At 56.0% G+C, this 15,403-nt stretch carries 13 protein-coding genes and 3 pseudogenes; 9 read left to right on the plus strand and 7 right to left on the minus strand.

The features are described 5' to 3' along the window. Positions 1–677: 677 nt before the first annotated feature. A pseudogene (locus tag WHX55_RS09460) lies at positions 678–968 on the plus strand (tyrosine-type recombinase/integrase); the annotation flags it as partial. A 1-nt stretch (position 969) separates the two neighbouring features. On the opposite strand, the gene WHX55_RS09465 reads toward WHX55_RS09460, so the two are convergent. Further along, complete coding sequence (locus WHX55_RS09465; protein WP_150724743.1) at positions 970–1,245, minus strand: pyocin activator PrtN family protein; 276 nt, start codon at positions 1,243–1,245, stop codon at positions 970–972. A gap of 843 nt (positions 1,246–2,088) precedes the next feature. On the opposite strand from WHX55_RS09465, the pseudogene WHX55_RS09470 reads away from it, so the two are divergent. Beyond that, positions 2,089–2,223: pseudogene (locus WHX55_RS09470) on the plus strand (IS3 family transposase); the annotation flags it as partial. A gap of 957 nt (positions 2,224–3,180) precedes the next feature. Here the strand turns inward: WHX55_RS09470 and WHX55_RS09475 are convergent. The 4 genes from WHX55_RS09475 to WHX55_RS09490 form a co-directional block, all read right to left on the minus strand. Beyond that, positions 3,181–3,384: a hypothetical protein gene (locus WHX55_RS09475; RefSeq protein WP_043302433.1), complete on the minus strand. Its 204-nt coding sequence runs from the start codon at positions 3,382–3,384 to the stop codon at positions 3,181–3,183. Between the two features lie 68 nt (positions 3,385–3,452). Further along, positions 3,453–3,677, minus strand: a complete 225-nt coding sequence (locus WHX55_RS09480; RefSeq protein WP_008019294.1) for a hypothetical protein — start codon at positions 3,675–3,677, stop codon at positions 3,453–3,455. Between the two features lie 28 nt (positions 3,678–3,705). Then, positions 3,706–3,957 carry a hypothetical protein gene (locus WHX55_RS09485; protein ID WP_043302427.1) on the minus strand — a complete coding sequence of 84 codons (252 nt, stop codon included), beginning with the start codon at positions 3,955–3,957 and terminating at the stop codon, positions 3,706–3,708. A 360-nt stretch (positions 3,958–4,317) separates the two neighbouring features. Then, complete coding sequence (locus WHX55_RS09490; RefSeq protein WP_223532780.1) at positions 4,318–5,598, minus strand: HAD family hydrolase; 1,281 nt, start codon at positions 5,596–5,598, stop codon at positions 4,318–4,320. 264 nt (positions 5,599–5,862) lie between these two features. Between WHX55_RS09490 and WHX55_RS09495 the strand changes: the two genes are divergently transcribed. The 7 genes and pseudogenes from WHX55_RS09495 to WHX55_RS09525 all read left to right on the plus strand — a co-directional run bounded on the left by WHX55_RS09495 (position 5,863) and on the right by WHX55_RS09525 (position 14,505). After that, on the plus strand, positions 5,863–6,633 hold the full coding sequence (locus WHX55_RS09495; RefSeq protein ID WP_128607829.1) for a DeoR/GlpR family DNA-binding transcription regulator: 771 nt from the start codon (positions 5,863–5,865) through the stop codon (positions 6,631–6,633). A gap of 570 nt (positions 6,634–7,203) precedes the next feature. After that, positions 7,204–7,809, plus strand: a pseudogene (locus WHX55_RS09500) (SulP family inorganic anion transporter); the annotation flags it as partial. Between the two features lie 173 nt (positions 7,810–7,982). Further along, positions 7,983–8,981: a helix-turn-helix domain-containing protein gene (locus WHX55_RS09505; RefSeq protein WP_223532782.1), complete on the plus strand. Its 999-nt coding sequence runs from the start codon at positions 7,983–7,985 to the stop codon at positions 8,979–8,981. 81 nt (positions 8,982–9,062) lie between these two features. Next, positions 9,063–9,857, plus strand: a complete 795-nt coding sequence (gene ucpA, locus WHX55_RS09510) for an SDR family oxidoreductase UcpA (RefSeq protein WP_353742457.1) — start codon at positions 9,063–9,065, stop codon at positions 9,855–9,857. 82 nt (positions 9,858–9,939) lie between these two features. Next, positions 9,940–11,346: an APC family permease gene (locus WHX55_RS09515; RefSeq protein ID WP_223532786.1), complete on the plus strand. Its 1,407-nt coding sequence runs from the start codon at positions 9,940–9,942 to the stop codon at positions 11,344–11,346. Between the two features lie 355 nt (positions 11,347–11,701). Continuing rightward, positions 11,702–13,678, plus strand: a complete 1,977-nt coding sequence (locus tag WHX55_RS09520) for a primary-amine oxidase (protein ID WP_223532788.1) — start codon at positions 11,702–11,704, stop codon at positions 13,676–13,678. Between the two features lie 56 nt (positions 13,679–13,734). Next, positions 13,735–14,505, plus strand: coding sequence for a cytochrome c oxidase assembly protein (locus WHX55_RS09525; protein ID WP_353742458.1), 771 nt, complete (start codon positions 13,735–13,737; stop codon positions 14,503–14,505). Here the strand turns inward: WHX55_RS09525 and WHX55_RS09530 are convergent. Further along, positions 14,450–14,776: a helix-turn-helix domain-containing protein gene (locus tag WHX55_RS09530; protein WP_353742459.1), complete on the minus strand. Its 327-nt coding sequence runs from the start codon at positions 14,774–14,776 to the stop codon at positions 14,450–14,452. The genes WHX55_RS09525 and WHX55_RS09530 overlap by 56 nt on opposite strands. Further along, positions 14,739–15,371: a hypothetical protein gene (locus WHX55_RS09535; RefSeq protein ID WP_353742460.1), complete on the minus strand. Its 633-nt coding sequence runs from the start codon at positions 15,369–15,371 to the stop codon at positions 14,739–14,741. The genes WHX55_RS09530 and WHX55_RS09535 overlap by 38 nt, the downstream gene beginning before the upstream one ends. Between the last annotated feature and the right edge of the window lie 32 nt (positions 15,372–15,403).

A 15,403-nucleotide genomic window follows, 5' to 3' on the forward strand; every position in this document is an offset into this window, starting at 1 on the left:
AGAGGTGACTGCATTGCTGCTCCGGTGGCACAACGAAAAGCGGGCGGGATCCAGCTCTTATGGCCACGTCGCGCTGCCATGAGATCGTTGATCAACAGCTGCCGCACATCCTCACTGAGCGATGGGTTGGTGGAGCGCCACAGCTGGTCTTTGACTACAAAGTAGCGACCGTCAGGAGTCACTGGATTCATCTCTGCATCTCCAAGGGGCCCAATTACGGCATGCCCAAGCTCGTGGTATCGCGCAGCTGTATTTTGGAGAGGAACTCTCTCAGGTGGTACTGGTTTGACGGCCGCTTACCCCCCCATCCAGCCTTAAAAAAAGCCACCCTTACTCCCAGATATCATGATTTTTCACAAGCATGAGCCTTCCTTATAGTCCTCCTAAGCCCACTTGGAACACGGTTGTGTTTCCCTTGATGTGAGACATTTTTATGGAAAATAAGAAACGCGCCGTCCAAGCTTCAGAGGTTGGGATGGGGACTCGAGTCGTATGGGTGGAGAGCAAGTTCCTTGGCCGCACGTAGCCTACCAAGCTCGAGACTTGCTCACTCAGGCGTCATGAGCACCGCTAGCGTCATGTTGATGAACTCTTCGTTCTTGCTGATCGTTGCCAGCGCTCCACGTACGTTGCCTCCAACCTCATCCGAACCGCGCTGCTCAACCCAAAGGGTACCTGAGATATTTCCGTACAGCGCTGAGTCTGTATCCACTTCGTGGACCAGGGTTTGTCAGATACTTGGCATCGAGGATCTGCACTTTCATGACCTGCGCCACGATGGCGTTAGCCGGCTTTTCGAAATGGACTGGGACATTCCTCGGGTAGCGAGTGTGTCGGGGCATCGAGATTGGAACTCAATGCGGCGTTACACTCATCTACGCGGTCGAGGTGATGCATACGCAAATTGGGACTGGCTGGAGCAGATCCTACAGGCGCCCGTGAAATTGGCCGCGAAGACGTTGAAGTAAATCAGCTTCCGCGTGGTGCGCTGTTTAACTGATTGCTTTCTTTGACAGCTGCAGCGTGTTGCGCGTCCAGGTACGCGGAAAGATCCGAGATATGAACTCCTTTCGCGCTTTTTTGACTTGCTTCCAGGCGAGTGATGGGGATTTTAATTTGTCCCGCCATAACCTTTCGTTGAAACATGTCAGGGGTTAGGTGAGTGAAGTAGTCGTGGCAGACTTGCGCTAAGGGAATGATCGCCAGGCCGTTATATTGTGCCATGAGAACAAATAGGGTTTTCATGGCCTTGCTCCTTGTAGATGGCTAATTTTGGCGAGCTGTATGTTCGTTGTAGACTCGATAGCGCCACCGTTGCGGGTTTGAGCTTGCATGGTTCTCTCCTTTCAAAGATGGTCGGTGTCGGGGAGTTGCACCTCCTCGACACCTCTTTTTTTCATCAGCGGCCGTAAGAGTGCTTAACCAAGTGAAAGACTTGATCTGCGAACCAGGTGAATCACCAGGTCGTCGAAACGCCACTCATCCTCAACGCACGCTTGCCATTCCAGAAAGCTAACGATCTGCTCAGGTGCGCGATCCAACATGCTCACTCCATAAAGTGCATTGCTGAATCGACGTTATTGGATTGAAACGGAGTACGCGTGTGGCTTTGATACGAATACTTGTACAACTACATAATTTGTTACAGCTTGGCGCGCATCGCGCGCAGCGTCGGCTCCAAAGCATTTAGAAAGCGGCGGACAGTTTTTTGGTCATCCTCAGGAATTCTGCGGTATTGCGTTATCAGCTCCTCTTCTTCGTTACTTAAAGCTCCGACAGGCGTAGGCGTTCTGACCCCAGTAACCACGTACAACACATCAATGGATCTGCTGTGGCCTGCAGGTTACTCATAGGTGCACTATTTCGAAAATCGCACGGTCCTTTCGTATTGAAAGGCACCTATGAGTTCCTCATAGGTGCCCGTCAGTGATCCGGGAGTCGTTTTTGCAGATCGAGAAGAACCTACGAGTAACTCGTAAGCGAATTGAAAAGTCCGTTTTCGCCAGAAAGCTGGACACCTCTGAGCCTGATAATGAGGCCCAAATAGGAGGCGCTATGAGTCGTCAGCGTTACCCCTAAGAATTCAAGATCGAAGCGGACAAGCAATTGATCGAACGCAACCTATCCGTTGCCGAAGTAGACGCATGGCTGGGCGTGTCAGTGCACAGTCTGTATGCCTGGATCAAGCTCTATAGCAAGCCCCAGACGCAGCGGCAGCAAAACGAGTAGGCTGAGCTGCGCCCGGAATTCAAGCGGGTCGCGCCCAGACCAATGGCAAGGCGTTTGTCATGAGCTGTCAAACTGCGATTTTCGTCGAAGGTACTTCGGGAGCTGTCTCCATGGATCAATGCACTGTTATCACCAACTGATCACGGAAAGCCGAAGCGTTAACCGCGAAAGGCGTTTGGCGTCGGCTTGTCACACGTCCGCGCTCGATACCACAAGATATAAGTGAATTCCGCGTCAAGACCAGGAGCCCTATGTACTGGGAGAAAGCGCCCGGTTGGAGCGACTGAGTAATATCGGCATGGAGGTTCAGAGGTTTGGGGCTGAGGAATTTGCCGCTCACCAAGTAGGGACACAGACCACGCTATCCGAAGATTTGACCGGAAGCCGTCCTTAGTCGAACGGCTCCTCTTGGCCGTTCTCTGCCGATCATGGTTACAAAGCGTGCTGGTCAAATCCGATGCAATCGGTGGTCAGAACGAATGCAAATGACTGGTCAGGTCGAATGCAAGCGGGTGGTCAAGTGGAGTGCAATTTCGCAGTCATCTGACATGGTCGCTTCTCCAGTTCTTGTAGAAATCGTGGCAGCGACCAAAAAAATGGCCCGCATGCGGGCGGGCCAAATGGGAATTCTTCAAAGGAGCAGGGTTAATCTGCGCTCCACCATGTGAGCGATTGGTGAAAAGCATGTCGCAGAAACGAAAAAGCCCGGCACATTAGCCGGGCTCTCTGTAGATGGGCCAAATCCCTTTGGCTGACTGCATTGTGCTTGGTAGGTGTGACGAAGGCATGACAGGGGCAGATACGAGAAGCCCGGCTCTGGACCGGGCATTTGAGTTACATCGGTACGACCGCCAAGCCGCTACAACATCTCGCCGTCATACCACGCGCCTACTCCGCCTTCCCCCGCACACTTCTTCTCGCCTTCATAACCCGCCAGCTAGTTTGTGCCGTTCAATGGAGAACCCTGCGACTCTCTCCAATCCTGATCCGATCAAGCGCCCGGTTTAATGCGTCCAAGGCATCGAGGAGAGCTTTCGCCTCGGCTTCCCGGCCATCCCCCCATAGGCGTTCAGCCATTTTGTTCAGGGCTTGGATAGAACGCTCAATTTCAGCAGCAGTCACTGCTGCTTTACTGTCCGTCAGCTTCTTCTTCATTGAGTAACCGTTTACAGGGCATTGCTTGTATTTCAGATCTAGCGCGAATACGCCCGCCAGACGCATGGCTATTCAGCCTTCCGGACAATCCTTCCCGCCTTCACCTCATCTGTGTAAGCAGTCAGCCGATCAGCTTGCTCATGCAGCTTTTCGATCGTCTCCATTGCCTCCAGAAGCTCTGTATCCCCGCGCTGTTTTGCAAGCCTGAACATTTCCAGGGCAGCTTCTTCGAGGGAATATGCAGCGGCTTTCAAGTCGCGGCGTAACTCTTGATTGGGTTTGTTAAGTGCCATGACAACCTCCTGCCAATCCCTTCCGCGATCATTGGCAGTGGTCTGCCTTCGCCGGCCGGACTACCTGACCTGCACCGATTTCTTTAATCCAGCCATCTAACCGATTCTCACCTTGCTGGAAGATTGTGATCATCCTTCGAAGCGCCTCAGCGTCTGGTCCATTACCTGCGTGGCTTAGCCGCTCGGCAATCCGAACTAACTCCACGGCCGACCACTTCAGATCAGAGGCGACACCCTGCAGATCGCGCTTCAGGTCCTGCACTGGTTTGTTGAGCCCCATCATCACCCCTTACAAGTCCCCACAACACTAATCCGATATTCAGCTGCGAAATTGCACTCTACTTGATCACCCGCTTGCATTCGACCTGACCAGTCATTTGCATTCGTTCTGACCACCGATTGCATCGGATTTGACCAGCACGCTTTGTAACCATGATCGGCAGAGAACGGCCAAAAGCGGCCTGTGGGGCGCGCCTCGAAAACCTGGGGCAACTCACAATTTTGACTCGATACTACTTACAGACTCACTCGGGCCGGCAGCGGTACCGATTTTCCGACGCAGAATCATCATTCCCGCAGATACAAGGCGAGTTGCACTGCGGCTCGCGGATGGCCGCCGGACACCCGCGAGCCAGTGCCATCAAGCCAACAGCTTAAGCTCGTCTTTGCCGTACTTGAGCGATTTCTCGTCTGGAATCATCAGGCCCGTGTGCTCGTCGCGCCCTTGCAGGACGAAACGGGCGTCCGGCTTGCCAAGTTGGGCAGCGGCCTGCTGGCTGTCGGCGCCGATCTCGCCTTTCTTCATGCGGTTGACGATCACCCCCACCGCCGTATCGTTGAAGTCGCGCAGCATCCAGGCATCGCCATCGCTGTCGCCAGCCACCAACACCGGGCCATAGCCCTTCTGTTTAACCAGCACGTTCTTGATGCCGACGGTCTTGCCCGGACCGTAATTGAAGTGCCAGTCTGGCTGATAGCGAGTGGTGTACTTGCCGCCTTCCATCGCCATGCGTAGGCCGATCACGTTCTCAGGCGGCACGCCGTATCCGTAATGAGGATTGCCCGCGAACACGCGTACCACATCGTCGATCGAGGCGGTGCTGACATAGACGTCGATGCCGTTGGCGCGCAGTGTGTGCATCAGGCCGCGGATTTCCTCATGGATACGAATGCCATGGAAGTGGGTATCGGCCACCACACCGGCCTTGCCCGGCAATGTGCGTGAACTCTCGTACTTGACCTTGCGCAGCGCGTCGCCGATGGCGTAGTTGTTGGAAGCCTCGGCCATCGCCTGCAACTCAGCCGTGGTCATGTTCTTGTAGAAGTACAGAATCCACTTGTAGCCGATCTCCACCGGGTAACTGTCGCAGATCGCGTCGTACATGAAGTAGAGCTTGGCGAGAAAATCCTTGTACTGCTCGCTGGCCTGGATCTCTTCCAGGCTCTTGTCGCCGGCGAGCCCCTTGTAGTTGGCATGCAGCCAGCGGTAATCCGCTTCCACGTCGCTGGCAATGTCTTCCATCTTGACCGGCTTGCCGTCCACCGTGGTGTAGTCCTTCATGAACGCGCCGTTCGGCACGTCCTGACGCACCACAGCGGCGAACTCATCGGGCGTCAGCTTGTACTGCAGATGATTGATCTGGTAGACCAGCAGCGCTTCTTCACAGTCGTTCATGATGCAGGTGTTGTCCCAGTCGAACACCGCGTACGGGCGCTGCTCTGGACGGTAGGACGCGCTCTTGACGCCGTGCTCATCGATCACCGCCTGCAGACGCTTTTGGTTAAGCGGCGACCAGCGCGCCGGGTCCAGCGCACTTGGTGTGGCCGGGGGCGTGGCGGCTTGCGTTAGGCGGGATGACAACAACAGCGGAGAGACGACGGAAACGGTGGCGAGGGTGTTCAGAAACTGGCGACGCTGCATGGCATAGCTCCTACTTCTAGACGAGAGGTTACAACCGAGGCGATGGCGAAAGCGTGTTTCGAAATATGGACGAGGGGAAGAAACCGTCCGGCCACGAGGCTAGCTCCAAATACACAAAAAAACAATAATGCCTCAACATTGCACAAATATGACGCACAGACCGTGTCAGCTCAATGATCATGGGGCCGCGCCAAACTTGACAGCGACTGACGCCCCTCCACAATGCGTGCTCGGACAGCGACTCGAACAGCAGGGACACCCGGTATGTGGCAAGAAGAGCGTTACCAGCGGATCCGCGCATTGCTATCGACCTTGCAGCGCGTCACCACCGACCGCATCGTCACCGAGCTGAATGTTTCACGCGAGACGGTGCGGCGCGACCTGGTCGCTCTGGAAGAACAGGGGGAGTTGAAGCGGATACACGGCGGCGCCATCCGCGTTGAGGACGAAGCGCCCATCGCCGAGCGGGCGAACATCAACGTCAAATTCAAGCGTGACCTCGCGCGCGCAGCGGTCAGTCTGCTGTCGCACGGACAGACTGTGTTTATCGACGCGGGCACCACCACCGTCATCCTCGCCGAAGAGCTGGCCAAGCTGGGAGGGCTGACCGTGATCACCAACTCGTTCAACGTGGCGTTGCAATTGCGTAATCCCGCCGTGCCGGGCGGCCAGCACAACGAGGTGATCGTACTGGGCGGTTCGCTCGACGACCGTGCCCCCGCTACGGTTGGCGGCACCACGGTGGCGGAAATTGGCCGCTATCGGGCCGACCTCGCGCTGTTATCGCCCGTCGGCATCGACGCCCAGCGCGGTGCCAGCAACTACGACCACCGCGAAGCCGAAGTGGCGCGCGCCATGGCTGACAACGCCGAAGGGGTGGTCATCCTCGCCGATTACAGCAAGATAGGCGTGGAGAGCCGCGTCGCTTTCTGCCCGCCAGAACGCATCGACGTGCTCATCACCAACCACAAGGCCAGTACCGAAGCGGCGTTCGCCGCACTGAACGCCAAGCTCAAACGTATTGTCCTGGCGTAGCAGTGGCTTGGCGGTTGCAACAGGCACTGACGCAGCGTGATGCTCTAGTGCGGCGCAACCGGGTAGATCTTGCACGATGCGACTCTTGGCGCGGGCAAACTGACCGTAACTGTATTGGCTGCGATCGCTTGCAATGGGTCGATTTCTGCCCTTGGTGACGGGCAGCAATCGGCCCAGAGTGTGTAAAAACGCATGCGCCGTTTTGAAGTCTTCGTTGCTACGTAAAATCTGCTGGTGCTTGTGTAATCAGCAGACAAGAAATTTGCGTAGGAACGCGACTTTTGTTCCATCCCCGACTGTCAAACGTGTTCTAAAACGTTTTTACACAGCCTCGACCCAGGCTGTGTGAAAACGTTTTAGAGCAAATTTGACAGTCAGAATCGGAGCAAGAATCGCGTTCCTACGTAAATTTTCGGTCTGCTGACCAACCAACAATCGGCAGATTTTACGTAGCAACGCAGACTTCAAAACAGTGAATGCGTTTTCACACAGCCTGGACCCACAGCGGACGTTCAGCAACTGCAAAATTCAGCCAAGAGATGCCTCGGGAGAAAGAGGTCCGGCTCGGCTGTGCTGGACCTTGCGGCAAGCTCCGGGGTGTCGGTCCTCGGCTCGATCCCACAAGGACTGCCGGGATTTGCCATCCCTTGGATTACCAGCACCAATATCGTCCCCGTGCTGATTGGCGGTTGCGCCGTGGCGCTGGTTTCATTCGCCGACACCAGCGTACTGTCTCGCGTCTACGCGGCGCGGACCAGAACCTACGTTGATCCGAATCAGGAAATGGTCGGCCAGGGCGTAGCCAACCTGGCCGCCGGTTTTTTCAGGGTTTTGCGATCAGCAGCAGTTCGTCACGCACGCCCGCGGCCGAAGCCGCTGGTGCTGGCTGGTCATCGCGGCGGAACCTATCACCCGCATGGATGTGAGCTCGGCCGACATTCTGGCCGAAGTGGACGAAACCCTGCGCGCAGCGGGCATCACATTGTGCGTGACCGAGATGAAAGACCCCGGTCAAGGTAAGCTCAAGCGATTCGGGTTGTACACGTTACTCGGGGAGGCGCGTTTTTCCCCACGATAGACGATGCCGTCGGCAGTTATGTGCAGAGTCATCCGGTTGATCTGGCGGGTTGGGAGAACGAGGGGGCAGTGAGTGATGCCGCCGTTGCTACAGGATGACTCGGCTATCAAAAAAATGCGCAATCTCAGACCCCTTGCCCCCCGGCCCCATAAGCATCGTGTAAATTTGAAACTGTAGCCATTGAGCATAGGACGCGAGGCACAGGCTCGATAGACGGTAAAGCCGCCATTCGAATAATAAAAAGAACACTGATGCGCCCAGGAGATATGCCATGAGATCGCAACCGGTCCAGCAAAAATCTCACCAAGCAGGTTTACAGAGCGTTTCTGTCACCGACGCCAACGTCTTGGCGAACTCTTTATCGGAGTGGCAGCAAGAGTATCTGCAGATAAGCCCAGGGCAATTCGCAGGTTCGGTCACTGAAATTTCCGTGGGTGTGGTGCAGATCTTCCGCGAGGTGATGAATCAAGCGGTGGATCAACATGGGCAGACCCTGCCTGGCAAATTTGCCTTGGGCATTCCCATCGCGTTGCGCGGCCACGGTTACTGGTGTGGTAAAGAGCTCGATTGCATTGATTCAGTGTTCTTTCTCCGGCCGGATTCCGAACTCAAATTCAAGACCCCGGGCTATTCGGATATTTATGGCGCATCCGTCGATGTTGAAGCCTTCAGGAAATACTCCCTGGATGACGAGTTTGATGACAAGAGTGTCATCGCGCTGACCAAGGAAGTCAGTTCACTGGCGCCCGAAAAGTGCGCAGCCTTCAGGCAAGGGTTCGATAACTTCTTCCGCGCCGTCGAGGCCAATCCTTTAATCCTCGAATCGGCGTCAGCCAGAAAACAGCTGACTTTCGACATCATGCATTTGCTCCTTGGCATGACAGCGGACCTGCCCGTGTCGAAGAAATCTCACGCAGAGCAGTTCATTCATCGCCATGTTGTAGACAGTGCGCGCAATTATATTCTTTCAAGAAAAAGCGAAGCGTTAACGGTTACCGATTTGTGTGAGGGACTGCACACCAGTCATCGCTCGTTGCACTATGCCTTCAACAAAGTATTGGGTATCAGCCCCGTGACTTATCTGCGCTACATACGTTTGAACGGCGTCAGGGCGGAACTTGTTTCCAGCGATAAACCGACCTTGATCAGTGAAGTGGCCGCCAATTGGGGCTTCTGGCATATGGGCATGTTCAGCGTCTACTACAAACATCTGTTTGGCGAACGGCCGTCCGAAACACTTAAAAACCATCGTTCGACGGTAATTACTTAAAACCTGGTTGTGAAACAGCATGCCCGGGGACATGACCTGGGCATGACGGGATTGCTTTGTTCAAAAAAGCCGGAGGACATCATGAGTAAGTTAAACGGGAAAGTGGCCTTGATTACCGGGGCTTCAAAAGGAATGGGTAAGTCTCATGCCACGATCTACGCAAAATACGGGGCCAACTTGATCCTGGTAGATCTTGATGAGTCGATCCATGAAGTGGCAGCAGAGATTCAAAATACCTACGGCGTGGAAGTGCTTGCGCAAGTCGGTGATGTGACCGATCCGCAGGCCATGCGCCTCATTGCCGAAAAAGGCATGCAGCGTTTTGGCCAGTTGAATGCGCTGGTCTGCAATGCTGGCGTTTGCCGACTGGCGAAGTTTCTGGATTCCAGCGACGCCGATCTCGACTTGCACATCAACGTTAACGTCAAAGGTGCATGGCATACCGCCCGAGCGGTTCTGCCACACATGATCAAATCCGGCGGCGGTGCAGTGGTCGTCATGTCGTCCGTCACCGGTGACCTGACGGCCGATCCGGGCGAGGTGGCCTATGCCTTGTCCAAGTCCGCGCTGATTGGCTTCACCAAGGCGCTGGCGGTGGAAATGGCTCCCCATCACGTTCGGGTCAATGCCATTTGCCCGGGCTTCATATGGACGCCGATGGCGGAGCAGGTCGCCAGGCAAGTCAATCCGGACGATCCGAAGTCGGTTCTTGATGAACTGGCCACAGCCATTCCAATGAAACGCCTGGGCAGGCCCGATGAAGTCGGTGAGCTGTCGGCATTCCTCGCGTCCGACGAGTCCAGTTACATCAACGGTACGCAAATCGTGATCGATGGTGCCAGCACGCTGCCCGAGACAGTCAGCATTGGGATGTAACACACGTTGAGTTTTCAGCAAGGACGCTACTGCATCGACCCATTTGCGTGATCCATAAAAATAATAGAGTGGAGCTTTTGTGATGACAGAGCTAACCGAATCCCTGCATGAAGATGCGCCTTTAGTCGGCGAAAAGCTGAAAGGCAATCTGGGTACTTATCAGATCGCATTGTTGGTGATTGCCGCCGCAGCACCTTTAGGCGCCGTTCTCACAGCCGCCCCCATTGGCTTTCAACTCGGCAACGGCCCGGGGTTGGCCGGAACATTTTTGGTGGCGGGATTCTTGATGGTTTGTTTCTCGGTAGGCTATGGCGAGTTGATTCGAGCGATCCCGGGCGCAGGCGCGTTTTACAGGTATCTATCGGTAGTCTTTGGCCCAAGGGTTGGCGCGGGCGCGGCCTGGGTAGCATTGGCGTCCTACCTGGCAATTACCATTGCCCTGGCGATCGTATCGGGCTACTACACCAATTTGACCCTGCAAACATTTGGCGTAGATATTGGCTGGACGTCATGGACTTTGTTGTTCATGGCGCTGACGTCTTATTTAGGCCGGGCGAATATTGATTTTGCCGCGAAGGTCCTGGTGCCATTGGTGCTGGCAGAGTTCTTCATGCTGTTTTTGCTGGGCATCTCCATTTTCATGGATAAAGGCCTCGCGGCTTTCCCAGTTGAGGCGGTATCGATTGATGCAATAACGTCGCCCGGCCTGGGCGTTGGAATGATGGTCGCGCTGGCAGCGTTCCTCGGTGTCGAGTCCGCAGCGCTGTATGCGATGGAAGCCAAGCGGCCGGAAAAATCCATTCCGGGGGCCACGCGTCTCGCGGTGGCATTGGTGGCTGTCGCCTACTTCGTGATTATCTGGCTGATCGTCGGCGGCATCGGGGTAGAGGCGATTAAGGGCGAAGCGGCAACGGCGCAAGGCGAGCTGATCATCAACCTGTTCTCGACACGCCTGGGAGGCACAACGGCCACCATTGTTTCGATCATGTTGTGCACCAGCAACTTTGCCTGTTTGTTGTCGCTGCACAACGCGGCCACTCGCTACGTGCATGTGCTGGCCAAAGATAAACATTTGCCGAGTGTGCTATCGAACATTCATCCGCAAAGAAACTCCCCGGCCAATGCGAGTCTTTTAGTGACGGTGTTGGTTGCAGTCTGCATTGCCGTACCGACATCGCTGGGTTACGACGCCTTTGTCTTCCTCTTCCCGGTGACGCTGGCGTTGGCAACGCTTGGGCTCATCGGGCTTCAGGCATTCATTTCGCTGGCGGTGGTTGCCCATTTCAAAAAAATCAGCGATCGCAGATATCTCAAAGTCCTGGTCAGCCCGCTGGTTGCGCTCGCGGGGCTTAGCCTGGCGGTTTACCTGATCTATGAGAACTACGGGCTACTGACCGGAAGTGAATCGGCCTGGGTGAATGGAACGCCCTTACTTCTGGTGGTGCTGTTCTTTTACGGCGTGATTAAAGGTCGTTCAAAGAATAGTTGATTCAACAGCCTGTAGGACGCTGTAGCACCGCATTAGGGCAGGTTGCACTTTGATAGTGCGATTGCCATCGAAGTGATGACGCAAGTCTGGATAACTGGAACGCGCAGGAGGGTTGCCGACCTGACCGCAGCGTTGCCGGATCATTTATCCGCTGTACCTTGAGTGATTAAAAAGCCAGAAACATGCCAGTTCTTTTAGTTTGGCGAGAGCCCGCTATGTTTCTGCCAATTTGTGTTAATGCGCCTGCGGTAGTTGGTCGTAGCATTTACATGCCGACCTACCGCAGTGCTGCAGTTTCTTCATCGTCCGAATGCCTTTAAACCCAAAAGTACATTTGACTGGAAGAGTACGAAGCATGAACGTGAATCTTAAAATAACGACCGCGACCCACCCGCTTGACCCGCTTTCGCTAGAGGAACTTGCTTTGGCGAGTGGCATCCTGAAGCGGGAAAAAAACCTTCACGATAAATGCCGCTTCCCTTATCTGCACCTCGCCGAACCGGATAAGCGTGAGGTGTTGGCCCATGTGCCAGGCCAGGCATTTTCTCGGCGTGCATTTGCCTTGGTGCTGGACAAATTGACGGGCAACACCTTCGAAGCGCTGGTGGATTTGAACAGCCAAACCCTGATCGATTGGCAAGCGGTCGACATTGAAACCCAGGGTCATGCACCGATCATGATTGAGGAGTTCGATCTGTGCGTGGAAGCCGTGCAAAACGATCCCGCCTGGCGCGCGGCGGTCAAGCGCCGGGGCCTCACCGATGCCGATATCGAAAACGTGCAGATCGATCCCTGGTCGTTTGGACATTTCGGCGATGACGAACGTTATCAGGGCAAGCGGCTGATGCGCGGCGTCGCGTTTTACCGTGACAAGCTGACCGACAACGGCTACGCCCACCCGATTGAAGGACTGGTTGCAATCATCGACCTGAACAAGGGCGAGGTCATCGAACTGTTGGACGACGGCCGTCTGACGCCGATCCCCAAGGCAACGATCAACTACGATTCAGCGTCCCTGGGCCAGCCGCGCGACGGACTCAAATCGTTGCACATCACGCAGCCCGAGGGCGTGAGCTTCACCGTCGATGACTGGAAAGTGAACTGGCAGAACTGGGAGTTCCGCGTCGGTTTCACACCGCGCGAAGGTCTGGTTCTGCACCAGCTGGGTTACAAGGACGGTGACGTCGTGCGCCCGATCCTCTATCGCGCCAGTGTCACCGACATGGGCGTTCCCTATTCGGACAACGAGCTCAATCATTACTGGAAATGCGCGTTCGACGGCGGTGAATACGGACTCGGCCGTCTGGCCAACCAACTGGAGTTGGGCTGTGACTGCCTAGGGGCGATTCGTTATTTCGATGTGCCCTCGGTCAATGATCAGGGCGAACCTTTTGTCATGAAAAACGCCATCTGCATGCACGAGGAAGATTACGGCACGCTGTGGAAACACTATGAGTTTCGTACTGGCGTGTTCGAAATGCGTCGTTCCCGGCGCCTGGTGATCAGCTTCTTCTGCACCGTGGCCAACTACGACTATGGCTTTTTCTGGTACCTCTATCAGGACGGCACGATTCAACTCGAAGCCAAGCTAACCGGGATCATCCAGACCGCCGCGTTGGTCCCCGGTCAACGCCCAGCCAGTGGGGGCGGCATGGTCACGCCCGAGTTCTATGGCCCGACCCACCAGCATTTCTTCAGTGCGCGTTTGCACATGATGGTGGATGGCGAGCACAACTCGGTGACTGAAACCAATTTCCAGTCGCGCCCGCAAGGCGAGGGCAATACCTGGGGCAACGTCTTCGACAGTGTGACCACCACGTTTACCCATGAGCTGGACGCAGCCCGTGAGGCCAACGGCCAGACCGGGCGCTTCTGGAAGATCATCAATCCGAACGTCAAGAACGCCGTCGGCAATCACCCCGGCTACAAACTGATGGCCGAGCACAATCCGGTCATGCTCGCCCAACCCGACAGTTCGTTTGGCCGACGCGCCGGGTTTGCCAGCAAGCACCTGTGGGTGACGCCTTACGCGCCCGGCGAGCGTTACGGCTCCGGCGATTACCCCAACCAGCATCGGGGTGACGGCCTCCCGCTGTACACGCAGAACAACCGCGAGATCCAGAACCAGGACCTGGTGGTGTGGCACACCTTTGGCCATACCCACATCTGCAAACCGGAGGATTTCCCGGTGATGCCGGTGGAATACGTCGGGTTCAAGCTCAAGCCCAATAACTTCTTCAACGGCAACCCGGCCATGGACTTGCCGGCGAGCAGGGACCACGCCAGTGTCCAGGACGGTCAGCCGGCCAGTTGCTGCAAACACAACGCCTGATCAGGTCTCAATCGATGAATGCCCAAGCGCTCTGCGCTTGGGTCGAGGGTGTTGTCATGTCTGGATTTTCGAGTTGGGCCTGGCTGGAGTTATTGGCAATTGCCGTATTTGTTTGCTGGGTGAGCGGCGGGCCTAAGGGCTGGAGGCGTCAACCGCTGTTGCTGGGCGGTGCTGCGCTGGTGTTTTTGCTGGGCATGCAGCCGGCGCTGGACGCCGCTGCGCGCCACAGTGTCTGGCTGCACTGCCTGCAAAGCGCCTTGATTCATCACCTGGCACCGATCCTTTTACTGTTTGCCGTCGCCCGGGAGCCGGCCACCGAAGCAGGTTTCAGGAGGGAAGGGAGGGCGGTGCGCATTTGGGGGGTGATCGCGTTCGGTGCAATGAGCGGCGTATGGATGCTGCCTCAACTGCATCAGCGATTGATGGACGATGCCACGCTGTATGCGCTGATGAAATGGGCCATGGCCGTGAGCGGGTTGTGGTTATGCCGGGTGATGGGGGGTTATTGCCAGCGCGCTGATGTTCCTTTGCGCAAGCAGTGGAGCTTCAGCCTGGCGGTGGCGGTGGCGCTGCCGCAGGTGCTGGTCGGTGTAATGCTGCTGCTCAGTCCTCCCTTGTACCCCATGCACGGTCACTCGATGACGCACATGCACGGTGCCGGGACTATGAGTGCTCAACTGGACCAGATTTTGGGTGGCGCACTGATGTGCCTGTCGGCGTTGCTTCTGCTGTGGGCCGATCGTGTTATGCATCGCAAACCTCCGCCGACTATCAACGCCGATGGGCCGAGGGTGAATGCCCAAACAGGCGTTTGTACTCCTGGCTGAAATAGCTTTGATGGGTGAACCCCCAGCGGTACGCCACATCGGCGACGCTGGGGGCCGGGTGTTCGGTAAGGCTTCGCTGGGCAGCGTTTAAACGAATGGCGCGTAAATATGTGAGTGGCGAGTTGCCGACGATTTTTTCGAAGCTGTAATGCAGCGTGCGGCGGGGGATCTTCAGCTCCCGGCACAAGTCCAGGATCGACAGCGACTCCCCGGCAGGGCTCAGCAGCACGCGCTCATGGCAGTAATTGACGATGTGCTGGTGGCTTCCCACCCAGCCCCTGTAATCGCACTGGGCTTTGCGGCTCAAGCAAGTCGAGCAGCGTAGTGAGTACGTAGTTCTGAAGGGCCTGATCACTGAGTTCATCAAGGGTTTCGAGCTGATCAAGTAGGCCCGTCATGGCGACCTGCGCACCTTGCAACCGCCCGACGGGCACCTTCATCCCGTACCCCCTGGGTCGGCGGTAGAACAGTTCGACGTCCTCGGCGACCAACAGTTGTTCAAGTACCTGGCAATCCAGGGATACCACGATGTAGTCAGTGTCCGGCGGTGTGACAAAGAAGAAGTCGTCGTCATAGGGCAGGAAGTTCAGCCCGTCGGCAAGGATGCTTCGATTCGGCACAACGTCGGGCTTACACGGCAGGTTCACCGGCAGTAGCAGGTTTATGCACTGGGCAGGCGTGTGAGTGTGCTGCGCGACACCGCTGCTCAGGGTTTCACGGAACAATCGGACGCCGTTCAGTTGCACGTCCTGTAGGTAACCGTGGAAAGCACCGGGTGTCAGTTTGTCGTAGTGCTGCGACCAGTGCGGCAGTGACGCGGCGTGTTCGATGATTTCGTCGAAGTGTTGAGCCTGCCTGTGCATCATGCGGCACCGTTATGTCGTCTATCGCTTGTTTG

Source organism: Pseudomonas fluorescens (assembly GCF_040448305.1).
Classification (GTDB): domain Bacteria; phylum Pseudomonadota; class Gammaproteobacteria; order Pseudomonadales; family Pseudomonadaceae; genus Aquipseudomonas; species Aquipseudomonas fluorescens_BH.

Bases quoted from the DNA above. Each gene is read 5' to 3' on its own strand.
- WHX55_RS09465 (WP_150724743.1), bottom strand. From the start codon at position 1,245: ATGAAAACCCTATTTGTTCTCATGGCACAATATAACGGCCTGGCGATC.
- WHX55_RS09475 (WP_043302433.1), bottom strand. From the start codon at position 3,384: ATGAAGAAGAAGCTGACGGACAGTAAAGCAGCAGTGACTGCTGCTGAA.
- WHX55_RS09480 (WP_008019294.1), bottom strand. From the start codon at position 3,677: ATGGCACTTAACAAACCCAATCAAGAGTTACGCCGCGACTTGAAAGCC.
- WHX55_RS09485 (WP_043302427.1), bottom strand. From the start codon at position 3,957: ATGGGGCTCAACAAACCAGTGCAGGACCTGAAGCGCGATCTGCAGGGT.
- WHX55_RS09490 (WP_223532780.1), bottom strand. From the start codon at position 5,598: ATGCAGCGTCGCCAGTTTCTGAACACCCTCGCCACCGTTTCCGTCGTC.
- WHX55_RS09495 (WP_128607829.1), top strand. From the start codon at position 5,863: ATGTGGCAAGAAGAGCGTTACCAGCGGATCCGCGCATTGCTATCGACC.
- WHX55_RS09505 (WP_223532782.1), top strand. From the start codon at position 7,983: ATGAGATCGCAACCGGTCCAGCAAAAATCTCACCAAGCAGGTTTACAG.
- ucpA (WP_353742457.1), top strand. From the start codon at position 9,063: ATGAGTAAGTTAAACGGGAAAGTGGCCTTGATTACCGGGGCTTCAAAA.
- WHX55_RS09515 (WP_223532786.1), top strand. From the start codon at position 9,940: ATGACAGAGCTAACCGAATCCCTGCATGAAGATGCGCCTTTAGTCGGC.
- WHX55_RS09520 (WP_223532788.1), top strand. From the start codon at position 11,702: ATGAACGTGAATCTTAAAATAACGACCGCGACCCACCCGCTTGACCCG.
- WHX55_RS09525 (WP_353742458.1), top strand. From the start codon at position 13,735: ATGTCTGGATTTTCGAGTTGGGCCTGGCTGGAGTTATTGGCAATTGCC.
- WHX55_RS09535 (WP_353742460.1), bottom strand. From the start codon at position 15,371: ATGATGCACAGGCAGGCTCAACACTTCGACGAAATCATCGAACACGCC.